Source organism: Porcipelethomonas sp. (genome assembly GCF_051893655.1).
Taxonomy (GTDB): Bacteria; Bacillota; Clostridia; order Oscillospirales; family Ruminococcaceae; genus Porcipelethomonas.
On record NZ_JBJFHN010000130.1, the window covers coordinates 34,937 to 57,910 of the forward strand.

The 22,974-nt window shown below is 36.4% G+C and carries 17 protein-coding genes, 1 tRNA gene and 1 riboswitch; of the genes, 12 read left to right on the forward strand and 6 right to left on the reverse strand.

What is annotated here, in order from left to right; all coding sequences use genetic code 11:
• Positions 1–10: 10 nt before the first annotated feature.
• From efp to metK, 3 genes are all read left to right on the forward strand, one after another.
• Complete coding sequence (gene efp, locus ACI4WO_RS07985; protein ID WP_439807029.1) at positions 11–568, forward strand: elongation factor P; 558 nt, start codon at positions 11–13, stop codon at positions 566–568.
• A gap of 36 nt (positions 569–604) precedes the next feature.
• Positions 605–1,051 carry a CD1247 N-terminal domain-containing protein gene (locus tag ACI4WO_RS07990; protein WP_439807030.1) on the forward strand — a complete coding sequence of 149 codons (447 nt, stop codon included), beginning with the start codon at positions 605–607 and terminating at the stop codon, positions 1,049–1,051.
• Positions 1,052–1,165: 114 nt separating this feature from the next.
• A riboswitch (SAM riboswitch) is annotated at positions 1,166–1,271 on the forward strand.
• A 115-nt stretch (positions 1,272–1,386) separates the two neighbouring features.
• Entirely contained in the window at positions 1,387–2,574 is a 1,188-nt protein-coding gene (gene metK, locus ACI4WO_RS07995) for a methionine adenosyltransferase (RefSeq protein ID WP_439807031.1), read from the forward strand.
• 129 nt (positions 2,575–2,703) lie between these two features.
• On the opposite strand, the gene ACI4WO_RS08000 is transcribed toward metK, so the two are convergent.
• Positions 2,704–3,915, reverse strand: a complete 1,212-nt coding sequence (locus tag ACI4WO_RS08000; RefSeq protein ID WP_439807032.1) for an iron-containing alcohol dehydrogenase — start codon at positions 3,913–3,915, stop codon at positions 2,704–2,706.
• A 316-nt stretch (positions 3,916–4,231) separates the two neighbouring features.
• Between ACI4WO_RS08000 and ACI4WO_RS08005 the strand changes: the two genes are divergently transcribed.
• From ACI4WO_RS08005 to ACI4WO_RS08020, 4 genes are all read left to right on the forward strand, one after another.
• Positions 4,232–4,477, forward strand: coding sequence for a FeoA family protein (locus ACI4WO_RS08005; protein WP_439807033.1), 246 nt, complete (start codon positions 4,232–4,234; stop codon positions 4,475–4,477).
• 3 nt (positions 4,478–4,480) lie between these two features.
• The gene (gene feoB, locus ACI4WO_RS08010; protein ID WP_439807034.1) at positions 4,481–6,493 is read left to right on the forward strand and encodes a ferrous iron transport protein B; all 2,013 of its coding nucleotides are present in this window, start codon (positions 4,481–4,483) and stop codon (positions 6,491–6,493) included.
• A 437-nt stretch (positions 6,494–6,930) separates the two neighbouring features.
• A complete protein-coding gene (locus ACI4WO_RS08015) occupies positions 6,931–8,838 on the forward strand; it encodes a substrate-binding and GGDEF domain-containing protein (RefSeq protein ID WP_439807035.1) in 1,908 nt (635 codons plus the stop codon).
• 208 nt (positions 8,839–9,046) lie between these two features.
• Positions 9,047–9,796, forward strand: a complete 750-nt coding sequence (locus tag ACI4WO_RS08020) for a PP2C family protein-serine/threonine phosphatase (protein WP_439807036.1) — start codon at positions 9,047–9,049, stop codon at positions 9,794–9,796.
• On the opposite strand, the gene ACI4WO_RS08025 is transcribed toward ACI4WO_RS08020, so the two are convergent.
• The 4 genes from ACI4WO_RS08025 to ACI4WO_RS08040 are packed head-to-tail and all read right to left on the reverse strand — an operon-like array spanning position 9,797 to position 15,365.
• Positions 9,797–12,910 carry an AAA family ATPase gene (locus ACI4WO_RS08025; protein WP_439807037.1) on the reverse strand — a complete coding sequence of 1,038 codons (3,114 nt, stop codon included), beginning with the start codon at positions 12,908–12,910 and terminating at the stop codon, positions 9,797–9,799. It lies immediately after the preceding gene.
• The gene (locus tag ACI4WO_RS08030; RefSeq protein ID WP_439807038.1) at positions 12,897–14,030 is read right to left on the reverse strand and encodes an exonuclease SbcCD subunit D; all 1,134 of its coding nucleotides are present in this window, start codon (positions 14,028–14,030) and stop codon (positions 12,897–12,899) included. The genes ACI4WO_RS08025 and ACI4WO_RS08030 overlap by 14 nt, the downstream gene beginning before the upstream one ends.
• A complete protein-coding gene (locus tag ACI4WO_RS08035) occupies positions 14,027–14,950 on the reverse strand; it encodes a hypothetical protein (RefSeq protein WP_439807039.1) in 924 nt (307 codons plus the stop codon). The genes ACI4WO_RS08030 and ACI4WO_RS08035 overlap by 4 nt, the downstream gene beginning before the upstream one ends.
• A 52-nt stretch (positions 14,951–15,002) precedes the next feature.
• Complete coding sequence (locus tag ACI4WO_RS08040) at positions 15,003–15,365, reverse strand: metal-dependent transcriptional regulator (protein ID WP_439807040.1); 363 nt, start codon at positions 15,363–15,365, stop codon at positions 15,003–15,005.
• 481 nt (positions 15,366–15,846) lie between these two features.
• On the opposite strand from ACI4WO_RS08040, the gene ACI4WO_RS08045 reads away from it, so the two are divergent.
• Entirely contained in the window at positions 15,847–17,115 is a 1,269-nt protein-coding gene (locus ACI4WO_RS08045; protein WP_439807065.1) for a cation:proton antiporter, read from the forward strand.
• A gap of 168 nt (positions 17,116–17,283) precedes the next feature.
• Here ACI4WO_RS08045 and ACI4WO_RS08050 read toward each other — a convergent pair.
• Positions 17,284–17,374 (reverse strand) — tRNA-Ser (locus tag ACI4WO_RS08050).
• A 161-nt stretch (positions 17,375–17,535) separates the two neighbouring features.
• On the opposite strand from ACI4WO_RS08050, the gene ACI4WO_RS08055 reads away from it, so the two are divergent.
• The 4 genes from ACI4WO_RS08055 (at position 17,536) to ACI4WO_RS08070 (ending at position 22,969) form a co-directional block, all read left to right on the forward strand.
• Positions 17,536–18,744, forward strand: coding sequence for a D-alanyl-D-alanine carboxypeptidase family protein (locus tag ACI4WO_RS08055; RefSeq protein ID WP_439807041.1), 1,209 nt, complete (start codon positions 17,536–17,538; stop codon positions 18,742–18,744).
• 41 nt (positions 18,745–18,785) lie between these two features.
• Positions 18,786–19,235 carry a C-GCAxxG-C-C family protein gene (locus ACI4WO_RS08060; RefSeq protein ID WP_439807042.1) on the forward strand — a complete coding sequence of 150 codons (450 nt, stop codon included), beginning with the start codon at positions 18,786–18,788 and terminating at the stop codon, positions 19,233–19,235.
• 189 nt (positions 19,236–19,424) lie between these two features.
• Positions 19,425–22,073: a bifunctional acetaldehyde-CoA/alcohol dehydrogenase gene (gene adhE / locus ACI4WO_RS08065; protein ID WP_439807043.1), complete on the forward strand. Its 2,649-nt coding sequence runs from the start codon at positions 19,425–19,427 to the stop codon at positions 22,071–22,073.
• 341 nt (positions 22,074–22,414) lie between these two features.
• Positions 22,415–22,969, forward strand: a complete 555-nt coding sequence (locus ACI4WO_RS08070; RefSeq protein WP_439807044.1) for a hypothetical protein — start codon at positions 22,415–22,417, stop codon at positions 22,967–22,969.
• The last annotated feature ends 5 nt before the right edge of the window (positions 22,970–22,974 follow it).

Sequence of the window (22,974 nt, forward strand, 5' to 3'; positions counted from 1 at the left end):
GAGGTATTTTATGATTTCAGCAGGCGATTTCAGAAACGGCGTTACATTTGAACTTGAAGGAAACGTTGTTCAGATTATCGAATTTCAGCACGTTAAGCCGGGTAAGGGTGCGGCTTTCGTAAGAACAAAATTCAAAAATGTTATTACAGGAGCTGTGGTTGAACGTTCATTCAGCCCTACAGATAAATTCCCGACTGCATTTATCGAAAGAAAAGATATGCAGTATTCTTACAATGACGGTCAGCTTTACTATTTTATGGATACTGAAACATATGAACAGCTTCCTATCGGTGAAGATGTTCTGGGTGACAATTTCAAATTTGTAAAGGAAGAAATGATCTGTAAGATCTGTTCATATAAGGGCAATGTATTTGCAGTTGAACCGCCCACATTTGTTGAGCTTGAGATTACAGAAACAGAACCAGGCGTTAAGGGCGATACAGCTACAAACGCAACAAAACCTGCTACTGTGGAAACGGGTGCGGAAGTCAGAGTTCCTCTGTTCATAAATCAGGGCGACAGAATTCGTATTGATACAAGAACAGGTGAATATATGGAAAGAGCTTAAGAATAATATTTAATTAACTTGAAGGAGGGCTATCTGATGAAGCTTACTGAAAAAATGTCTTATCTGAAGGGATTGCTTGATGGTCTGGAAATTGACACATCTACAAAGGAAGGCAAGCTGCTTGTTCAGATGACTGAGGTTATGCAGGAAATGGTAACTTGTGTTGATGATCTTCAGACGCAGGTCGATGATCTTACAGAACTTTGCGATATCCTTGATTCTGATCTTGGGGATGTTGAAGAGGATCTGTATAGTTTTGATGAATGCGACTGTGATGATTGCTGCGATGATGATTGTGATGACTTTGATCTGGACAGTGACGAGCTTTATGAAGTATGCTGTCCTAATTGCGGTGAAACAGTTATTCTTGATGAATATATGCTTGAGGAAGGTTCAATTGACTGCCCTAACTGCGGTCTGAATCTTGAGTTTGATTATTTTGATGATGTTGAACTCGCTGAACCTACTGACAGTGAAGAATAATATTTATTGAAATCTGTCCGGCAGTTTTGTTGACTGCCGGATTTTTTCGACATAAAATAATAAGTATTGACAAACAGTATGGAAACGTGTATAATATAAATAAGAAAAAATTTCGCCTTATCAAGAGTGGTGGAGGAACAGGTCCTGTGAAGCCCGGCAACCTAATTGTGAAATAATCAAGAAAGGTGCTAATTCCTGCGGTTAATCCGAGAGATGAGGATTTTTTTAAAAATCATTACGTTCGGGTTTATCACCTGAACGTTTTTCTTTTATAAAGGTGAATATTTTCTGAATTTTTGGAAAGGAGGCTGTCTTATAAAGACAGCAACGAAAAAATGGCAAGAAAACTTTTTACATCTGAATCAGTAACTGAGGGACATCCTGATAAAATCTGTGATCAGATATCAGACGCTATTCTGGACGCATTGCTTGAACAGGATCCGGATTCAAGAGTAGCATGCGAAACAGTATGCACAACAGGTATGGTTATGTGTATGGGAGAAATCAGCACAAAGGCTTATGCTGATATTTCAAAAATTGCAAGGGGAGTTATTGTCGATATCGGTTATGACCGTGCAAAGTTCGGTTTTGATGGCTACACATGCTCTGTACTTTCTACAATTGATGAACAGTCATGCGATATTGCAATGGGCGTAAATGAGGCTCTGGAATCAAAGGAAGGCAGTATTACTGACAATTACTCTACCGGTGCCGGTGATCAGGGACTCATGTTCGGATATGCCTGCAATGAAACACCTGAGCTTATGCCTATGCCGATTTCACTTGCTCATAAGCTTGCTATGAAGCTTACAGAAGTAAGAAAGGACGGTACACTTCGCTATCTCCGTCCGGACGGTAAAACTCAGGTTACTATTGAGTATGATGATAATAAGCCGGTAAGAGTTGAAACAATTGTAGTATCTTCCCAGCATGCTCCGGAAATAACTCTTGAACAGATTAAAAAGGATATTATGGAATATGTTATTAAGCCTGTTGTTCCGGCAGAACTGCTTGATGAAAATACAAAATATTTTATAAATCCAACAGGAAGATTTGTTATCGGTGGTCCTCAGGGCGACAGCGGTCTGACAGGAAGAAAAATTATCGTTGATACTTACGGCGGATATTCCCGTCACGGCGGCGGAGCATTCTCCGGTAAGGATCCTACAAAGGTTGACAGATCAGCAGCTTATGCCGCACGTTACATTGCTAAAAATATTGTTGCAGCCGGACTGGCTGATAAGTGTGAAGTTCAGCTTGCATATGCAATCGGCGTTGCACATCCTGTTTCAATTCTTGTTGATACATTTGGTACTGGCAAGGTTGACGAAAATAAACTTTCAGCGGCTGTTGAAAAGGTATTTGATCTGCGTCCGGCAGCAATTATTGATATGCTGGATCTGAAAAAACCTCAGTACAGAAAGCTTGCAGCATATGGTCACATGGGACGTGAAGATCTCGGCGTTGCATGGGAGAAAACAGATAAAACTGAAGCAATAAAAGCTGCACTTGCAGAATTATAATTTTTATTTATAAGAAGTTCCATTAACAGTGGAACTTCTTTATTTATAAATCCGTAAAAAATCCCGTGCCAGACAAACAGCCTTACACGGGATTTATATAAATTTTTTTAAGAGGATTTATATGTATTATCAGAAATCAATTTCAAGATCGTAATAGCAAGCTTTCAGGAGTTTTTCCATTTCTTCCTGACTTGGCTGACGAGGATTCGAACCTGTACATGCATCTCCGATAGCATTTTTTGCTGTTTCAGAAAGCTTATCCATAAATTCCTTTTCATCGATTACGCTTGTTTCTGCCTTGACTCCGCCAGGACCATAGAATTTAATTGCCTGCGGAATATCAAGCTGATCGTTCATAGATCTCAGTTCAGCAATAAGAGCGTCAACAAGCTCCTCAGTTGTGCTGCCCTTTAAATCAATGAATTTTGCAATTTCAGCATAACGCTGTGCAGCTTCCGGATTCTTTGAATTATATTTGATTACCTTTGGCAGATACATAGCATTTGCACAGCCGTGAATAATATGGTCACCTGTAAATGCAGCACCTGTTTTATGAGCCATTGAATGAACGATACCCAAAAGAGCATTTGAGAATGCCATACCAGCAAGGCACTGTGCATCATGCATAGCATCTCTTGCTTCCATATCACCATCATATGACTTTTTGAGGTTGTTGTGGATCATTTTAATTGCATGCAGTGCAAGAGGATCTGTATAATTGCAGTGAAGTGTTGAAACATAAGCTTCAATAGCATGTGTCATAGCGTCCATACCTGTATGAGCTGTAAGTTTCTTAGGCATTGTTTCAGCCAGAGCCGGATCAACAATAGCAACGTCCGGAGTAATATTAAAATCAGCAAGAGGATACTTGATACCCTTTGAATAATCTGTGATAACTGAAAAAGCAGTTACTTCTGTAGCAGTACCGGAAGTTGAAGGAATAGCACAGAATTTAGCTTTTGTACGCAGTGTAGGGAAATTAAAAGGTGTAATCAGATCTTCAAATGAAGTATCCGGATATTCATAGAATGCCCACATTGCCTTTGCAGCGTCAATAGGTGAGCCGCCGCCCATTGCAACGATCCAGTCAGGCTGGAATTCAGTCATGGCTTTAGCACCTTTCATAACTGTTTCAACTGACGGATCAGGTTCAACATTTTCAAAAAGCTGTACTTCCATTCCGGCTTCTTTAAGATAATTTACAGCCTTGTCCAGGAATCCGAATCGCTTCATTGAACCGCCGCCTACAACAACGATTGCTTTTTTTCCTGTTAAGGTTTTAAGGTTTTCTAAAGCGCCTTTTCCGTGATAAAGATCACGAGGTAATGTAAATCTAGCCATTGTTTTATCCTCCATAATTAAAATTTTGTTTTACAAAATTTAGGACATTTGTCCTTCTACTTGTTAATTTTATAACAATTTCTGCTTTTTGTCAAGTGAAAATTTTGTAAAATATATATGTTTATTTTTTAATTTTAAGGGATTTTTTTGTGCAATTGTTAAAACAAATATGAAATGTCAGAAAAAATAAGTAAAAAGATATAACTTACATTGCCGGCATATATTATATAATGATAATCGTACGGGCTGCTTGACTTTGAAACTTGCCGGTGCTATAATATTTAAAGTAAACTAAGGCTAACTTTGGGAGGCAGATATGAGCGAATGTACTCTTAATAATATAAAAGTCGGTGACAGTGCCTGTGTAACAAGAATAGGTCTTACAGGACCGCTTAAGCGAAGACTTATTGATATGGGAATTACACCGGGAGTTAAAATAAAAATAAAAAAATATGCTCCGCTGGGAGATCCGATTGAAATCGAACTCAGAGGATATGAACTGTCAATCAGACGGTCGGAAGCTAAAAATATATATGTAAACCCATGCGGCAGGGAGGTCTGAAGTATGTCCCGTAATCTTGCACTTATTGGAAATCCTAACTGCGGAAAAACAACGCTTTTCAATATTCTTACCGGAAGTAACCAGTATGTGGGAAACTGGGCTGGTGTTACAGTTGAGAAAAAAACTGGAAAACTGAAAAATTCTGATTATAATGTAGTGGATCTTCCGGGAATATATGCTCTTTCACCTTATTCTATTGAGGAAAAGGTTACCCAGGAATTTCTGCTTAAGGAAAATCCTGACGCTATTATAAATATAATTGACGGCACAAACTTTGAACGTAATATGTATCTTACCGTTCAGCTTATTGAGCTTAATAAACCTATGGTTATTGCAGTTAATATGATGGATGATGTAACTGCTGCCGGAGGAAATATTGATTGTGAATATCTTTCGGAACTTATAGGCATTCCCTTTATTCCTATTTCAGCGAGAAAAAATGAAAATGTAGAAAAGGTTATAGAGGAAATTCATCATGTAATCAATCACCAGCACAAACCATGTGAAATAGACTATAACAGAACTACCCGCAATGCACTTAATCAGATTTATTCCGTGATTGTGGACAAGGACAAAACAGACTCTGAACCGTATCCTTATTTTGCTTCAAAATTTCTTGAGGGTGATTACTCAGTTGAAAAATATTTGCCTGTTACTGATGAACAGAAAAACGAAATAAAGAAAATTGCCGAGGATTATGAACAGCGTTCTCCTTATCAGGACAGGGAAGCTCTTGTGGCAGATGCCAGATATCACTACATAGAGGAACTTGTTAAAAAAGCTGTAATAAAAAAGAAAAAATCTGATAAGCCTACAGTTTCGGATAAAATTGACCGTATTGTCACAAACAGAATACTTGCCTTTCCGATTTTCCTTTTAATTATGATGTGCATGTTTATGCTGACTTTCGGGTCTGTAGGAACATTTTTAAGCGATGCAATTGAAAATCTTTTTAATAATATAATTTCTCCAGGCTTATCCTCTGCACTGGTGGCTGTAAATGCCCCGTCATGGACGATACGTCTTGTCTGTGACGGTATTATTGGAGGAGTAGGAGGAGTTCTGGTATTTCTGCCGCAGATCGCTATCTTATTTCTTTGTCTGTCACTGCTGGAAGACAGCGGATATATGGCGAGAGCAGCCTTTCTTACTGACCGGTTTCTTCGTAAACTGGGACTGTCGGGAAAATCTTTTATACCAATGCTTATGGGATTCGGATGTACCACACCGGCAGTAATGGCAGCAAGAACTCAGGAAAATACAAACGAACGCAGGATGACAATAATGCTTACACCATTTATGTCTTGCGGAGCTAAACTTCCAATATATGCACTGTTTGCTGGAGCATTTTTCGGAGCATACAAAGGATTTGTAGTATTCAGTATGTACATAATCGGACTTGTAATGGCAATTATTATGGGAGCTATTTTTAAAAAGACTCTTTTTAAGGAAAATAAAGCACCTTTTGTTATGGAGCTTCCGCCCTACCGCCGGCCTCTTGTAAAATCTGTTTTAAAAAACACATGGGAAAAAACCAAAGGATTTATAATTAAGGCTGGAACAATTATTTTTGCCATGAGTATTGTAATATGGCTGCTTCAGAATTTAACACCGTCTCTGCATTTTACTTCCGACAGCTCAGACAGTATTTTTGCTATGATAGGTTCGGCGATTGCTCCGATATTCAGACCTCTGGGATTCGGAACATGGCAGGCTGCTGTTTCTCTGCTTGCCGGTCTGGTTGCAAAGGAAGCAGTTGTTTCTACAATGGGTGTACTTTATTCAACAGAAAGTACGGCTGCCCTGACCGGTGTGATTTCAGGAATATTTACTCCTCTTGCAGCTTTTTCATTTATGATATTCTGTCTGCTGTATGTTCCGTGTATTTCAGCATTTGCAACAATAAAAAGAGAAATGGGAAGCTGGAAATGGGCTTTGGGAATAGCTGCAATACAAACTGGTACGGCGTATATTGTATCACTTCTGGTATACCAGATAGGAAGCTTATTTGTATGATAATGTTTTAAACGAGGTTTTTATGAATGTTATTAGTATTTTAGTGACTGCTTTATGCATTGGATTAATATGTCTTAGCATATATATAGCTGTAAAAAATATAAAAAATCAGTTGGACGGAAAAGGATGCGGAAACTGTCATGGCTGTAATGGATGCTCAGATAAAATGTGCAGCAGAAAAAAATAGATTTCACAAAAATTTTGCCGTTTTATCATCTTTACAGGCTCCTGTTTATTAATGTTTAACAATAAAATGTCATAAAATTTATTAAAAAAATATAAAATTTATGAATATTTGCGTAAATCCCTTTTAAGAATTTAAAAAATAATGTATAATGTATAGAGGAACTTTATAAACTGTCTTTTTTTGTCAGAATATCCCGGAAGCTTTTATAAAGTTAATAAAAATATAAATTTTAGGAAAATGGTGTAGAATGATGAACAAAAAAACAGTTAATATTGCTGTAATTGTTTCAGGAATAGATGAGGAATATCAAAATACTATTTTAAAGGGAATTCAGGATTTTGCATCAAAACACAATATAAATGTAAGTAATTTTATCGCTTACGGCGGAATTTTAAAAAGCCAGAAATATGATGTCGGCGAATATAATATTTATGAACTTGTAAATTTTGCAAAATTTGATGGAGTTATTCTGCTTACTAATACAATTGCTTCTACTGAGGTGACTGAAAAAATTGTTGCCAGAGTTAAGGAGGCAGGTATTCCTACTGTAAGTATAGATAACAATATTGATGGATTTTATTATATCGGTATTGATAATTTTTCGGCTATGGAAGTAATGGTAAGACATATTGTTGAACATCATGGTGCAAGAAAAATAAACTATATTTCCGGACCCGATAATAATCCTGAAAGTATACTCAGACTGCAGGCATATAAAAATGTGCTTGAGGAAAATAACATCGAAATTGAAGAAGAAAGAATATATCATGGTCTTTTCAGGGGCAGTGACGGACGTGAGGCGGTTCGTGCATTTTTGAAATCCGATCTGGAATTTCCTGAGGCAATTATTTGTGCAAACGATGCTATGGCATTGTCTGCTGTCATAGAACTGGAAAAGTACGGAAAGAATGTTCCGTCTGATGTTCTGGTTACTGGTTTTGACAGTATTTATGCTGCACAGAATTATGCTCCGGAAATCAGTTCTGTAACAAGACCGCTGAAGCAGTCGGGAGCGCTTGCATGTAAAATAATTTATGATCATATTAACGGGTGCAAAAGTAATCAAAGTAATATATTGCCTACTGAATATATTTTTGCAGAAAGCTGCGGATGCCCTAACCAGATCATTGATGATATTTCACAGTTTAAAAAATCAAATTACAGAGCATTGGAAACTTATAATATTTATGTTCCGCTTATTAACAGAATGTCCTGTGAGCTTGAGGAATGTGTTACGCTGGAGGAAAATATTTCAGTTATAAAAGAGCTTGTCAAGGAAATAAAATGTGAAAAATTCTTTCTGTGTATGTGTGAAAACTGGAATATTGATTATGATGATTCTGATAATTATACGGTAAACGGCTATACTGAAAATGTTTATCCGATTGTTTCATATATAAACGGTAATTTTATTGATTATAAGGAATTCAAATCGTTGGAAATGCTTCCTGAGCTTTTTAAGGATTCTGTTAAAAGCAGTGTGTACTATTTTATGCCTATACATTTCAGAGAGCATTGTCTGGGTTATTGCGTTGTATGCAACTGCAGTTTTCCGATGGAAAGTGCGCTTTATCATACATGGGTTATGAACATAAGCAACTCTCTGGAAAATATAAGAAAAATTATATGCCTTGACAGAATGGTTGCAAGGCTTGATCAGATGTCTGTTATTGATCCTCTGGTGCAGATTTATAACAGAAACGGACTGAATAAAAATACCCGTCTTCTTTATGATGAATGTATCAATAAACAGCTGGGTGTTATGATAATGTTTATTGATATGGACAATTTAAAATATATTAACGATAAATTCGGGCATAATGAAGGGGATTTTGCGTTGAAATCCATAGCTGAGGCTCTGAAAAATGCATCAGATGACAGCGGCAGACAGGTATGTGCAAGATTTGGCGGAGATGAATTTATAATATTTGCAGCTGATGCAGATGAAAATACTGCTATTAAAATTAATCGCAAAATAGAAGATTATCTTGACAATGTAAACCGGATTTCTGAAAAGCCGTATGAAGTACATGCAAGTATCGGTTATTATATTACTAAAGCAAATAATGAGCAGTCACTTTATAATCTGATAACAATTGCTGATAAGATTATGTATGAAAATAAGAAGAAACGCAAGGCACTTGAAGCCAAAAAATAAAACTAGGGATTCTTTTTCGTATGAAGAAGAATCCCGTTTTTTGTATTTATTAAAGAAAACATGTTTTAAATTGACTGTTTTGGTATTTTGTCACCAACTTGTAAAGTATTTTATGGCAAATAGATATTGAAAATTTATAGCCGCTATTGTATAATTATTAGGTATATAGAACAAAAATAAAAAATCATGATTCTCGAGTGAGGTAACAATGTACTATTGCTGTGGAATAACTGACAAAGGTGTAATGAAACATAATGAAGATGCTTATATGATATCAGGCAAAGTCATGACAGAGGGGAATATTGACGTAATGGTTGCTCCTCCGTTTCTTGCGGCTGTTTCAGACGGAGTATCCGGAGAAAGCTACGGTGAACTGGCTTCAAGAAAATGTCTGGAATTTTTAAGCCAGGTGAAATTCAGTTCGGATACTGATCTGAAAAAGGCTGTGATGAATGTACACAGAGATTTATATGACTATGGTATTCAGGATAACAAAACAAAAAATATGCAGGCTACCCTTTGTGCAATTGCTATTGATGAAAACGATAATTTGTATACCGTTAATGTGGGGGATTCCCGTATGTACAGATACAGAAGGGGAGATATAAAGCAGATTTCAAGAGATCAGTCATTGGTTCAGCTGCTTTATGAGGAAGGCACAATTACTGCTGATGAAAAAAAGCACCATGTACATAAAAATATTATTTTTCCTGTTATGGGAAATGTTTCATCAGAGCCTAAGCCGGATATAAAAAATCTTCATGAAATAATGAAATACGGGGATCTAATTCTTATATGTTCTGATGGACTTTCTGATTATGTGACCTGTACTGAGATGGAGGATATTCTGGATCTTCCGGCAAAGCTTCCGAAACGTCTTGAAAAGCTCGTGAAGCTTGCGATTGAAAACGGAAGTCAGGATAATATTACAATAGTTGCTTTGTGCTGTTATGACTGATCAGACAAGTTTTACAGTACTTCCCTTTGTACTTTTTTCAACTATTATCTGCCGGTCAATTTTTTCTTTAAGTTCGCTGACATGAGAAATGATTCCTATCATACAGTCTCCGCCGCTTAATGACTTCAGGGTTTCTACTGCCTGTTCAAGAGATTCACTGTCCAGTGAGCCAAAGCCCTCGTCTATAAACATTGAGGATATCTCAATTCCGCCGGAAAAACTCTGGATTACATCTGACAGTCCAAGTGCAAGAGATAATGCTGCTTTGAAGGACTCTCCTCCGGACAGGGAACGTGCGGGGCGGATCTTTCCGGTATAATTGTCCAGAACGCTAAGTTCAAGTCCGCTTTGCTGACGCTGGTCGGTTCCGGAAGTACGGCAAAGCTCATATTGTCCCCATGTCATACTGTTCAGCCTTATATTGGCAGCGTCTATTATCTTTTCAAAATAAAATGCCTGTACATATTGTTCAAGTAAAATACGTTCTCTGCCGCTTAAATTTCCATTGGCAGTTCTGGATAATTCAGAAATCATTGCATAATATTTCTGTTTGATTTCAGACAGTGAATATTCATTTTTGAGCTTTTTGATGATTTCAGTATTTGTTTTGATTTTATTATATATTTCACGAAGCCTTTTTTCATTTGAATCAATATTGTTTTTAAGTATACCGATTTTTTCATTTAATCCGGTAATATCACATTCCTTTTTATTTTTTGTGGTTTTGCTCAGGTTATTGATTAATTCGGTGTTTTTTATTATCTGTTCATTATAATATGAAATTTCGTTTTCAAGATTTTCTATTTCTTCTTTTGAAATAAGACTCTGATTGTAAAGTGTTGTCGTGAAATTATTCTGAGACATTGCTGATTCCAGATCTTTTTTTACTTTGTTTATTTCAGAGTCAAGTTCTTCCAGTTTGGCAGTATTTTCTGAAAGACTTCTTTTTTCGGCAGACAATCGGGTATTTATGTCAGCAATTTCATTTTTTGTATTATCAATATTTTCCCTATATTCTGATATTTCTGTAGATAGATTTACAAGGGCGGTTTCAGCATCTTTTTTTGAAGAATATTCAAGTTCTGAAATAATAAGCTTGTAATTGCTTTCAGCTGATGCCTTGTCAGACAAAAGTGCGGTGTAATTATCTTTGTATTTTTGATAAATTGCCTCAGCATTTTTTCGCTGTAGAGCCAGCTTTTCAAGCTTAATTTCTGCATTTTTAATATATTCAATTTTTTTGTTAAGCATCTGTTCAGTTTCGGTCTGTTTTTTTATCTGTTCATTTATATCCGAATGCTGAATTGATATGAATTTCTGAAAATCATTTTGTTCTATTTTCTGACAGAAGGTTTCTTCGATTCTGGATGAAATATCATTGTCAATTTGTCTGATTGAAGCATTTATTTTTTCTGTTTCAATTTGCAGAACAGTAAAATTGTCTTTTGCCTTATTAAAATCATTTTTAGCACTTTTCAGCTGTTCCTCATTAATATCTGTACATTCAGTTTTGCAAATATCCGGATGATTTAAACTTCCGCAGACAGGACAGGGCAAACCATCTTCAAGCTTTTCAGCCAGTATTCCTGACATATTTCTCATAAATAATAATTCTGTATTATCATACTTTTGTTTTGAATTTATATAGCTTTTTTCTGCATTTATATACTTCGGACGTTTGCTTTCAAGGGATTTTACAAGTTTTTCTTTTTCGTCAACAGAAGCCTTAAGAGAGTTTAAAATGTTCAGCATATTCTTAAGTTTTTCAATGCTAAGCCTGAATGCACCAAGATTATCATTTATTTCCTGTTTGCTTTTTACTGCTTCTTCCCACTGTTTTTTTCTTATATCGGCAGTTTTAAACTTTTCTTCCAGATCAGTAATATTATCTTGTATTGTATTTAAATTTTCAGTTATTTTCTGAACATTCAATAAAAGCTTCTGAGCTTCATCATATTTAGGAAGCAAAAGATTTATTTTATTAGCTTTAGCCTGTTTTTTTTCAATATCCGGGGCTTGCTTTTCAAGTTCCTTTAATTTCTCATTTTTTAAAGCAGAATCTTTGTTTAACTTAATAATTTCACTATTGTTTTCCGATATATTATGTAACAGATTTTCCCTTTGGTTTTCAGCAGATTTTACAGCGTCCCATAAAGGCTTTAAAATTATGAGGGCTGTTTTTCCGTTTTTTACAGCAGTCTTTTTATTTTCAATTACCGGTTTTAAATTGTCAAGAGTTTCCTTGTCTTTGTTTGCCTGTACAAGCTGTCTGAAAGCATCATTTATGGCTAATGCTTCACTTTGTTCCTGTATCAGTTTTTCATATTCTGAATTTAGTGATGTTTTTTCCTGATTCAGATGTTCAAAGCTTTCCTTATCCTTGGATATTTCCAGACTGATTAAATTTTCAGCCTGTTCCCAGCTGCCGGCATCAAAATTATCGGTAATCTGTTTCATTGAGGAAAAATCTGTAAGCATTGCTCCGCTTAAATATTGTACAGCCGAATTGACTGACAACTCACATTGACGTCTGGCATCTGCTGACATTGATTTTAATTTTTCCTGAAGATTTACTAAGTGTTCAGTACCGAAAAGCTTTCTTAATATTTCACTTCGCTGACTGCTGCCTGAAAGAATCAGTTTTTGAAATTCTCCCTGTGCTATCATGGAAACCTGTGAAAATTGTTTCCAGTCGATTCCGATTATTTCAGCGATCTGCTGATTAACTTTGGAAACACCGTCAATTATTTTGCCGTCAGGCATCGTAAGCTCTGCCCGGGCTGATTGTTTTATAGTTCCGTTGCCGCGGATTTTCCGGCGTTCATACTGTGGAATACGCTCAATATAGTAATTTTCTCCACGATGTTCAAATTCCAGAGAAACTTTTGTTTCTGTTTTATCGTCAGCAAAATGACTTCTGAATGTGTCTGCTGTTCTGGCACATCCGCTGGAATTCCCGAAAAGAGCAAATGATATGCCGTCAAAAACGGTTGTTTTTCCAGCACCCGTATCACCGCTTATAAGAAACAGACCATTTTGAATACTGCTGAAATCTATTTCCGCTGTATCTGCAAAAGGACCGAAAGCGGTCATTGAAAGCTTAATCGGTTTCATAGTTTTCCTCCTTTAAAAGTTCTTCAACTATCTTTTTCTGTTCCGGAGAAAATTCACGTCCATTCTGCATCATGAAAAAATCAGAAAAAAGTTCAAATGTTGATTTGGAGATAAAATTTTCACTGTAATGAGTTTTTATTTTTCTGTCCCGTTTGGAAAATTCCAGCTGAAGCAGATTAGGATAATATTGCCGCAGCTTTCCTATTGGGTCTGATAATATTTCATTATCAGTAATGACTGCATCAATATAATCGTCAGAAGGTTCTTTTTCTGCGGCTTCAAGAAGCTTTTCAAACGGACCTTTTACAATACGCATTTCATGGAGTGGATTTAATGGTATGAGGTCAATATGTGTTTCGTTCTTTTTATTGATTTCAACAACAGTAATGGATTTTTCCTGACTGGCTTCTGAAAATGAATATTTAAGCGGTGTTCCGCAGTATCTGATTTTTGTACCCATATTCTGAGGTTTATGTATATGTCCGAGAGCCGCATAATCGAAATCTTTGAGCAGCTGAGTGCTGATGATGTCCAGACCTCCGGCAGACTGTGTTTCAGAATCGCTGAAAGAAATACTCTGAGCAGAAGGTGCTGCAAACTGGTGAAGCACAATAGTATTTCTGTTATCATGATTTATTTTGGTATTGTCAATAATAGCCTTTAATGCCTCAGTATTGCTGTTTATTTCACAGTCTTTGAAAATGGATTTGACCTGTGACTGACGAAAAAAAGGAAGAAGATAAAAATCAAAATCGCCGTATGAGTCTTTTACAGTGACCTTTTTCATTGAGCCGTCAAATACTGACGCTATATAAATATTATTTTTCTCAAGCAGATTTCCGGCAAATTGAAGTCTTTCCGCACTGTCATGATTTCCGCTTATTATTAAAACATATATTCCCGTTTGTGCAAGGTTTGTCAGAAAACTATCCAGAAGCTCAACAGCCTCGGTTGGGGGAATACTTTTATCATAAATATCTCCGGCAATTACAATGCAGTTCGGATTATGTATTTTTATCTGCTCTGTGATCTGATTTAAAATATATTTCTGGTCATTAATAAAAGAAACGCCTTTAAAGCGTTTCCCTAAATGTATATCTGAAATATGAAAAAACTTCATTTCTTTTCCTTTCGGTTTTGTATATGGATAATTTTATTTCTGAATGTAAGGGTTATTACTCCGGCAGTAACCGGAACAATAAATATGGTCCATTTTATAATGGAATTTCTGCGATTATATATTTCATCGTAAGAAACCATTCCGATTATTATATTATCGTTATGCTTCTGATACTGTACCAATACGTCATGACCATCATGTTCGGAAGAAAACCATCCCTTTTCTTCCGGAAAATCACTTTCTGAAAACTGTGCTTTTGTACCAACAAGTGTATAATCAGTATGGCTGATATATTTGTAGTCTGAAGCCTGAATTATCGCCATATGACCGTTTTTCAGCACCGGCATTTCAGTCAGTGTTTTTGATATATCAGTAAGGTCAAGGAGATACTCAGCGTTTTCCGGAATAAATTCAATCTGAACTATTCCCGGAGCATCAAGACGTGAACATCCGGTAATAACGCTTGTATGATTATTTTCTGTATTTAAAACTGCTTCGGAAAATACCTTGTTGTCAATTGCCGGAAAAAAATCTTCATATGCCTTTTTATTTTCACTTGAGGGATTTGTACTGAATTGAATTATGCCTTTACTGTCAGTAATACTTATGATATTTGCACCGATAGCCATTCTGAGTTCTTCAAGAGAAGTTTCGTCAGTCATTATAGATTTATTTTTTGAAAGCATGATTGCAAGGACTCTTGATTTTGATTTATAATTATTATAAATTTCTTCAGTCAATTCTTTTGATTCGTAAATATTGTCGTCCAGTTTTTCACAGACCTGATCAATGCGGTCATTAAGGAGATTTCTGGTATTTGAACGGTCAATAACACCTACGGAATAAAATGCAAGAAAAATAAAAACCAGACAGCAGATTAAAGCTGAGGCAATAACAGACGTGTAAAATTTTCGGTCCATAAAATCACTACTTTCAAAATCCGGTTACAGGCGTATGAAAAAATATATATGCTTATTTTTTATAATTTTTCAGCTTTTCGTAGCTCTCATCGCTTAAAATATGCTCGATTTTGCATGCGTCCTGTTCAGCATTCTGTTCTGACACATCAAGAACTTCCATAAAAAATTTTTTAATTGTTGTATGGCGTTCATAAATTGCTTCAGCCTGCTGAAGTCCCGGACCGGTAAAAGTGATATACCCATTTATATCAACATTAATAAATCCGTTACTTTTCAGAAGTCCGACAGCACGGCTTATGCTGGCTTTGGAATAGTTAAGTTCATTTGCAATATCTATAGAACGAACCATTCCGTTTTTTCTCATTAATAATAATATAGTTTCGAGATAATCCTCTCGTGATTCGGTTTTATTCATAAATTATCCGTTTCTGCAAAAATGCACTGCTGTTCTTTTGGCGGCAGCATGCCAGATTTATATCGCCATATGATAAAAAATCATGAATCATCATAATTATATTATTTTCATTATAACATATATTTTTATTTTTTTCAACGGGCAACTTAACGTAATTTTTTTAAATAAGTTAAATTTTTACTATATGTTTTAGTGTATTTTATACAAAAAATCTGAGAAAATCCGGCGTAATATTAAAATAAAGTATTTTCAGTTTTTTATTGACTTTTTTAAAAAAAGTGATATAATTAATTAGGAATATGAAAAAAAGGTCTTTTACATTTTACAGTAAGGTGGAATCTTGATTAAATTCTGCATACCACTCTATACAGGCTTTATTCAGTGTTTCACGGCCGGGTTTATATTCACTAAAATAATCAACGGCGATTTACAGACTTTTTTCTATTGTCTGTGGGTCGTTTTTTATTGTAAAGGGGAATGAATAATGGAGTATGATTATTTGCTTTCGCTGGCTTTGATTCTGCTCAGCACCAAACTCTTCGGACTGGTAACAAAAAAAGTAAAGCTGCCCCAGGTTGTCGGCGCACTTCTTGCGGGTCTTATTTTAGGTCCGGCATGCCTTGGAATTCTTAAAGAAACTGAATTTATAAAACAGGTTTCTGAAATCGGTGTAATTGTTCTTATGTTCTGTGCCGGACTGGAAACGGATATCAAGGAACTTAAAAAAACCGGTAAGTCTTCATTTTTAATTGCACTTCTGGGTGTTATTGTACCTTTAGCCGCTGGCTGGGGAGTTGCTGCAATATTCAATAAGGAAAATGATCTTCCTACAAGCCTTATGCTTCAGAATATATTTATTGGTATTGTTCTTACTGCAACTTCTGTCAGCATCACAGTTGAAACTCTTAAGGAAATGGGACGCCTTTCTTCAAAATCCGGTAATGCGATACTGGGAGCTGCACTGATTGATGATATTCTGGGTATTATTGCACTGACTGTTGTAACTTCCTGTGCAGACAAGTCCGTAAATATCGGAATCGTAATGTTAAAAATCGTTCTTTTCTTTGTTTTCGCTATTGCTGTTGCAGTTGGATTTAATTTCCTTTTCAACAAATGGACAGGAAGATCCAAAAAGGATCTCAGAAGATATGTTATTATCGGATTTGTTTTCTGCTTGTTAATGTCATATTGTGCGGAAAAGTTCTTTGGCGTAGCCGATATTACCGGTGCATTTGTTGCCGGACTGGCATTGTCAAACGGTCCGAGAGCAACATACCTTACCAACAGATTTGAAACGCTTTCATATATGCTTTTATCACCGGTATTTTTTGCAAGTATTGGTCTTAAGGTTGTAATTCCTAAAATGAGTGCAAGTATAATTCTTTTTGCAGTTATACTGTTAGTTGTTGCCGTACTGACAAAGATTATCGGCTGCGGACTTGGTGCCAAGATATGCGGATTCAAGAACAAGGATTGCCTTAGAATTGGTATTGGCATGATTTCACGAGGCGAAGTAGCACTGATTGTTGCCAGCAAGGGTGAAGCAGTCGGACTGATGAATGAAAAATATTTCGGACCAATTGTAATCATGGTTGTAGTTACAACTATTATTACGCCTATTCTTCTGAAGTTTGTTTATAAGTCCAAAGACACTGACAAGGACAGTAAAGGTGAATTACAGGTTGACAAATTTACCAAGGGTACTGCTTTTGAAGAACATGAGCAGAGACTTATTAATGAAAATCAGTAATTTTGTATTAAAGAACCCGGATTGCTTATCCGGGTTCTTTATTATCATTTTAATACAGACAGTACCAAATATAAAGCTTGATTTAATATATGGATACATAAATAGATACATAAAGAAAAATCGGGTTTCACAAAATGAAACCCGATTTGTCCTGTGCGGTCACGCACCTGGCGGAGAGTCAGGGATTCGAACCCTGGGTCCCTTTTTGGGGGACACGAAATTTCGAGTTTCGCACCTTCGACCTCTCGGACAACTCTCCATAAAAAATTCATAAATACCAAAAGCTTTATTATTATATCATATGATGAAAAAAAAATCAAGTTTTTATAACAAATTTTTAGCAGCCTGATTGCAGTGCTATTGACTGTTTTCGTACTATATGGTATAATACGCATTGAAATTAATGCTCGGAGGATGAAAATGAAAGAAAAAAATAAAGAGGAAAAATCCGGGACAGCCTTTTTATGGATTGTATTAATTCTTATTTTGGTAGTTATAATAGTGTCCGGAATTAAACTTTTATCCGGACATGATGATACACAGGCTAATGCAGATCAAAATACTGTAACAGATAATAATTCTTTGACCGAATCATCGCAAACAGAGGAGTATGCTCAAACAGAGGAAACAACTGAAAAAAATTCTGTGCCTTTGACAATCAATATCAGCGATGCGGATGTTTACAGTCAGACAGCACTGCTGACAGATCTGAATGGAAATATGATATACGGAAAAAATGAAGATCTGCAGATTTATCCGGCTTCACTTACAAAAATAATGACGGTAATAGTTTCCCTTGAAAATATATATAATCTGGATGAAAATGTTATTATTCCCGGAGATATATATGAATATATAGAATATGAGGAAGCGTCAACAGCCGGATTTTCTGCATATGAAAGTGTGACTTACAGAGATCTTCTTTATGGTGCATTGCTGTCCTCCGGGGCAGAATGCTGTCTGACACTGGCTGAATATATAAGCGGTTCCGAGGATGCTTTTGTTGCACTTATGAATGAAAAAGCTGAAGAGCTGGGAATGGATGATACTCATTTTACAAATTCAGTGGGACTTCATAATTATAATCATTATTCAACTGCATCAGATATCTCAAAACTTTTGATTTATGCATTGAATAATGATGAGTTTTATGAAATTTTTACCAGTCAGAACTATTACACCGAAACGGATTATAATCCATATGGTATTACTCTGTACAGTACTATGTTTTCAGAACTTGATTCAGATGAATTTGCAGGGGGTGTCTTTTTAGGCGGAAAAACAGGCTATACCAGTGAAGCAGGGCTTTGTCTTGCTTCCTGTGCAGAAATAGACGGTGAAAAATATATTCTTGTAACTACTGGTGCTGAGGGTACTCATTATACTGATCCACTTCATATTTACGACCATGTTAATATATATGAGTCATTGGCATCAGTGATAGATCCTGATTTGGTACACAGCTATGATTATACTGAATCAACACAGCAGGATTATTATTCTGATTACTATGATCAGAACGATCAGAATTATCAGGACTATGAAGAAGATTCATATTATTATGATGATGATTATTATGAGGACAACCAGTATTATGAGGATTCGGAATATTATTATGACGGCTATTGACATATATACACTTTAATAAAATTAAAATAGCGGAGGTTTGTATGAACAAGGCAGAAAAAGCCAAGGATTTATTTAAGAAAGGGTATAACTGTTCTCAATCAGTTCTGGGGGCATTTGCTGAAGATCTGGGAATGGATTTTGACACAGCAATGAAACTTTCTTCATCATTTGGCGGAGGAATGGGAAGAATGCGTGAAGTATGCGGAGCTGTAAGCGGAATGTTTATGGCGGCAGGTTTAAAATACGGTTATTGTTCTCCTGATGACAGAACCGGCAAAACTGAACATTACAAAAGAATTCAGGAACTTGCGGAAAAATTTAAAGAAAAGAATCATTATATCGTCTGCCGTCAGCTTCTGGGAATTGATGGAAATGATACAAGCCATGTTCCATCTGAAAGAACAGCAGAATATTATAAAAAACGTCCGTGTGCTGAATTGGTGGGAGATGCTGCGGAAATACTGGAAGAATATTTTAAAAATAATGAGTGATTAGTTTTATCTTAAAACTATTTGACATTTTGCAGTAAATAATGCCTTGAATTTAAGTCGATTTCGGCAGAAAATACATACCCGAAAAGCTTGACAAAAAAATAACAATATGGTATAATGACATTGTTAAGAAATTAACAATGCATAATGAAATAAAAAATTATTTTATATTTTCAGGAGGATTGCATTATGGCTAAGAAAGAAGAAGCTCAGAAGACTGCTGAACAGCCTCAGATCGACCCGAAGGTAATGATAGACGGTCTGGTTGAAAAGGCTAAGGTTGCTCTTGACGAGTACATGAAGCTTGACCAGGAACAGATTGACGCAATTACCAAGGCGGCAGCTCTTGCAGGTCTTTCCGCACAGATGGAACTTGCAAAAATGGCTGTTGATGAAACAGGCAGAGGTATTTTTGAAGATAAGGTTACAAAAAATATTTTTTCAACAGAATATATCTGGCACTCAATTAAGTATGAGAAGACAGTTGGCGTGATTGAAGACAACGTAGACGAAGGATACGTTGAAATCGGCGAACCTGTAGGTATCGTTGCCGGCGTTACACCAGTAACAAATCCTACATCAACAACAATGTTTAAGGCAATCAGCTGCCTGAAAACCAGAAACCCGATTATTTTCGGATTCCATCCAAATGCACAGAAATGCTCTGTAAGAGCTGCTGAAATTATCAGAGATGCCGCTATTGCAGCCGGTGCTCCTGAAAATTGTATTCAGTGGATTGAACATCCTTCAATTGATGCTACAGGACTTCTTATGAATCACCCTGATGTAGCAACAATTCTCGCAACAGGCGGTCCGGGAATGGTTAAGGCTGCTTACTCAGCTGGTAAGCCGGCACTCGGCGTCGGTCCTGGCAACACACCTTGCTACATTGAAAAAACTGCTAAACTGAAACAGGCTGTTAATGATCTTATTCTTTCAAAATCATTTGATAACGGTATGATATGTGCTTCAGAACAGGCTGCTATCATTGATACAGAAATTTATGATGAAGCAGTTGCATTCATGAAGGAACATGGCTGTTACTTTGCAAAGCCTGATGAAATCCAGAAGATTCAGGATGTTGTAATCAATGTTGAAAAAATGGCGGTTCAGCCTTGGGTTGTCGGACAGTATCCATGGCAGATCGCTGAAAAGGCTGGTATCACAATCCCTAAGGAAACTAAGGTTCTTTGTGTTGAACTGGGCGGTACAAATGCTGAAAAATATCCTCTGGCACTTGAAAAGCTTTCACCTGTTCTTGCTGTTGTTAAGGCAGATACAACAGACCATGCATTTGAAATGTGTGAGGAAATGTTAAAGCACGGCGCAGGTCATACAGCTGTTATTCATTCTTCTGATGACGCACTTATTGAAAAGTACGGCGAAACAATGAAGGCAAGCCGTATAGTTGTTAACTCACCTGCATCATTCGGCGCTATCGGTGATGTTTATAATTCAATGGCTCCTTCACTGACACTTGGCTGCGGTTCTTACGGTAAAAACTCTGTATCAGAAAACGTTACAGTTAAGAATCTTATTAACAGAAAGAAAGTTGCTAAGAGGAGATTGAATATGCAGTGGTTTAAGGTTCCAGAAAAGATTTATTTTGAACCAGGCTCAGTTCAGTATCTTGCAAAGATGCCTGACATTCACAGAGCTATGGTTGTTGCTGACCCTGGTATGATTCAGTTCGGATATATTGACAGAGTAACATATCAGCTCAATAAAAATGCTAACAAGCCTACAATTGAAATCTTCAGTGAGGTTGAACCGGATCCGGATCTTACAACAGTACGTAAGGGCGTTGACGTTATGAATTCATTCCAGCCTGACGTTATTATTGCTCTCGGCGGCGGTTCTGCAATGGATGCTGCTAAGGCTATGTGGCTGTTCTATGAAAATCCGGATGCTGACTTTATCGGCATGGCTCAGAAGTTTATGGATATCCGTAAGAGAGTTTACAAGTTCCCGAAGATGGGTAAAAAAGCTAAGATGGTTTCAATTCCTACAACTTCCGGTACAGGTTCAGAAGTTACTTCTTTTGCTGTTATTTCAGACAAAAGCAAGAACATGAAGTATCCTCTCGCTGACTATGAGCTGACACCTGATGTAGCTATCATTGATCCTGAATTTGTATATACAGTTCCTAAGGCATCTACAGCATTTACAGGTCTTGACGTTCTGACACATGCAATTGAAGCTTATGTTTCAGTTCTTGCAAATGATTATACAGACGCTCTGGCACTTCACGCAATTAAGCTTGTATTCAAATATCTCCCAAGCTCATATCATAATGCTGATGAGCTTTCAAGAGAAAAAATGCACAATGCTTCCTGTATCGCAGGTATGGCATTTACAAATGCGTTCCTGGGTGTTAACCACTCACTGGCTCACAAGCTCGGCGGTGAATTCCATATTCCTCATGGTCTTGCAAATGCTTATCTGCTGCCGCATGTTATTGAATACAATGGTGAACCTACACCTACAAAATTTGCTGCATGGCCAAAATATGACCATTATATTGCTCCTGAACGTTACGCTGAAATCGCAAAAATGATGGGCTTTGTACCTCAGAATGCAACAGCTCAGGAAGGTGTAAAGGCTTTGGCTGATGCTGTTAGAAAACTTATGACAGAAGTAAATATTCCTCTTACAATTAAGGAAGCAGGAGAAAAGGACAGCAGATCCTATATTGATCCTAAGACTTATGAAAATGCTCTTGATGATCTGGCATATAAGGCATTTAATGACCAGTGTACAACTGCTAACCCACGTCTGCCTAGAATTGAAGAACTCAAGAAGCTTTACAGACTTGCATATTACGGCAAAGAACAGTAATTTATAATATATTTTTGATGATAAGGCACTTTGTTTTTACAAGGTGCCTTAGCTTTATAATTTGCGTAGCTATTCATTTTACAAATTCAATTAAATTATAAAAAAATTAAAAAAAATTTTGTGATATTTATAGATTTTTTTAAAAAATTATAAAATAAATTTTAAAAACTATAGACAAAATTTAAAAAATGTTGTATAGTAATAATAGGAATAATTTTTATTTATGGTTGGCGAAATCTGTATTGTTTTAGTACAAATTGTCACAAAAAATTCGCCGAATGAATGCGGAATATATGGAATATATATAACAATGCCATATTTCTTGAAAAGGAGAATCCCCCATGACGGACAAAGAACTTCAGAAGCTCAGACGTCCTGAACTTCTTGAAATAATGCTTAATCTTAAATCGGATCTGGATAAAGAAAAGGAAGAAAATCAAAAGCTCAAAAAACAGCTTAACGAAAAATCAATTGCCTTGGATAAGTCCGGAAATATTGCGGAAGCAGCACTGGAACTCAACGGCGTTTTCAAGGCTGCGCAGGAGGCGGCAGATGTATATCTTAACAATATAAAAAAAATGCACAGTGATCAGGAAACTATTTATAATGATACTATCTCCAAAGCAAAGCAGGAAGCCGCAGATATTATTGCACAGGCTCAGAAAGAAGCTTATGATCTGAAAAATAAAACTGAAATTGAATGCCGCGGCAAACGTGCGATGACAGATGATGAATGCAGCAGAAAGATTAGTGAAACAAATATTCAATGTCAGAATAAAATAAAGGAAATCAAGGAAAAATGTACTGCAATTTCGTCTCTTGACAGCCACATTGCTTCGTTCTTTAATGACAGTATTATTAAAGAAATATCTGAACAGGAAAAAAATCCGGTTTGAACAGC

Coding starts and splice junctions, on each gene's coding strand:
- ACI4WO_RS07990 (WP_439807030.1), top strand. CDS start 605: ATGAAGCTTACTGAAAAAATGTCTTATCTGAAGGGATTGCTTGATGGT.
- ACI4WO_RS08070 (WP_439807044.1), top strand. CDS start 22,415: ATGACGGACAAAGAACTTCAGAAGCTCAGACGTCCTGAACTTCTTGAA.
- metK (WP_439807031.1), top strand. CDS start 1,387: ATGGCAAGAAAACTTTTTACATCTGAATCAGTAACTGAGGGACATCCT.
- ACI4WO_RS08000 (WP_439807032.1), bottom strand. CDS start 3,915: ATGGCTAGATTTACATTACCTCGTGATCTTTATCACGGAAAAGGCGCT.
- ACI4WO_RS08055 (WP_439807041.1), top strand. CDS start 17,536: ATGAAAGAAAAAAATAAAGAGGAAAAATCCGGGACAGCCTTTTTATGG.
- ACI4WO_RS08020 (WP_439807036.1), top strand. CDS start 9,047: ATGTACTATTGCTGTGGAATAACTGACAAAGGTGTAATGAAACATAAT.
- ACI4WO_RS08015 (WP_439807035.1), top strand. CDS start 6,931: ATGAACAAAAAAACAGTTAATATTGCTGTAATTGTTTCAGGAATAGAT.
- ACI4WO_RS08060 (WP_439807042.1), top strand. CDS start 18,786: ATGAACAAGGCAGAAAAAGCCAAGGATTTATTTAAGAAAGGGTATAAC.
- ACI4WO_RS08040 (WP_439807040.1), bottom strand. CDS start 15,365: ATGAATAAAACCGAATCACGAGAGGATTATCTCGAAACTATATTATTA.
- adhE (WP_439807043.1), top strand. CDS start 19,425: ATGGCTAAGAAAGAAGAAGCTCAGAAGACTGCTGAACAGCCTCAGATC.
- ACI4WO_RS08035 (WP_439807039.1), bottom strand. CDS start 14,950: ATGGACCGAAAATTTTACACGTCTGTTATTGCCTCAGCTTTAATCTGC.
- ACI4WO_RS08025 (WP_439807037.1), bottom strand. CDS start 12,910: ATGAAACCGATTAAGCTTTCAATGACCGCTTTCGGTCCTTTTGCAGAT.
- feoB (WP_439807034.1), top strand. CDS start 4,481: ATGTCCCGTAATCTTGCACTTATTGGAAATCCTAACTGCGGAAAAACA.
- ACI4WO_RS08030 (WP_439807038.1), bottom strand. CDS start 14,030: ATGAAGTTTTTTCATATTTCAGATATACATTTAGGGAAACGCTTTAAA.
- efp (WP_439807029.1), top strand. CDS start 11: ATGATTTCAGCAGGCGATTTCAGAAACGGCGTTACATTTGAACTTGAA.
- ACI4WO_RS08005 (WP_439807033.1), top strand. CDS start 4,232: ATGAGCGAATGTACTCTTAATAATATAAAAGTCGGTGACAGTGCCTGT.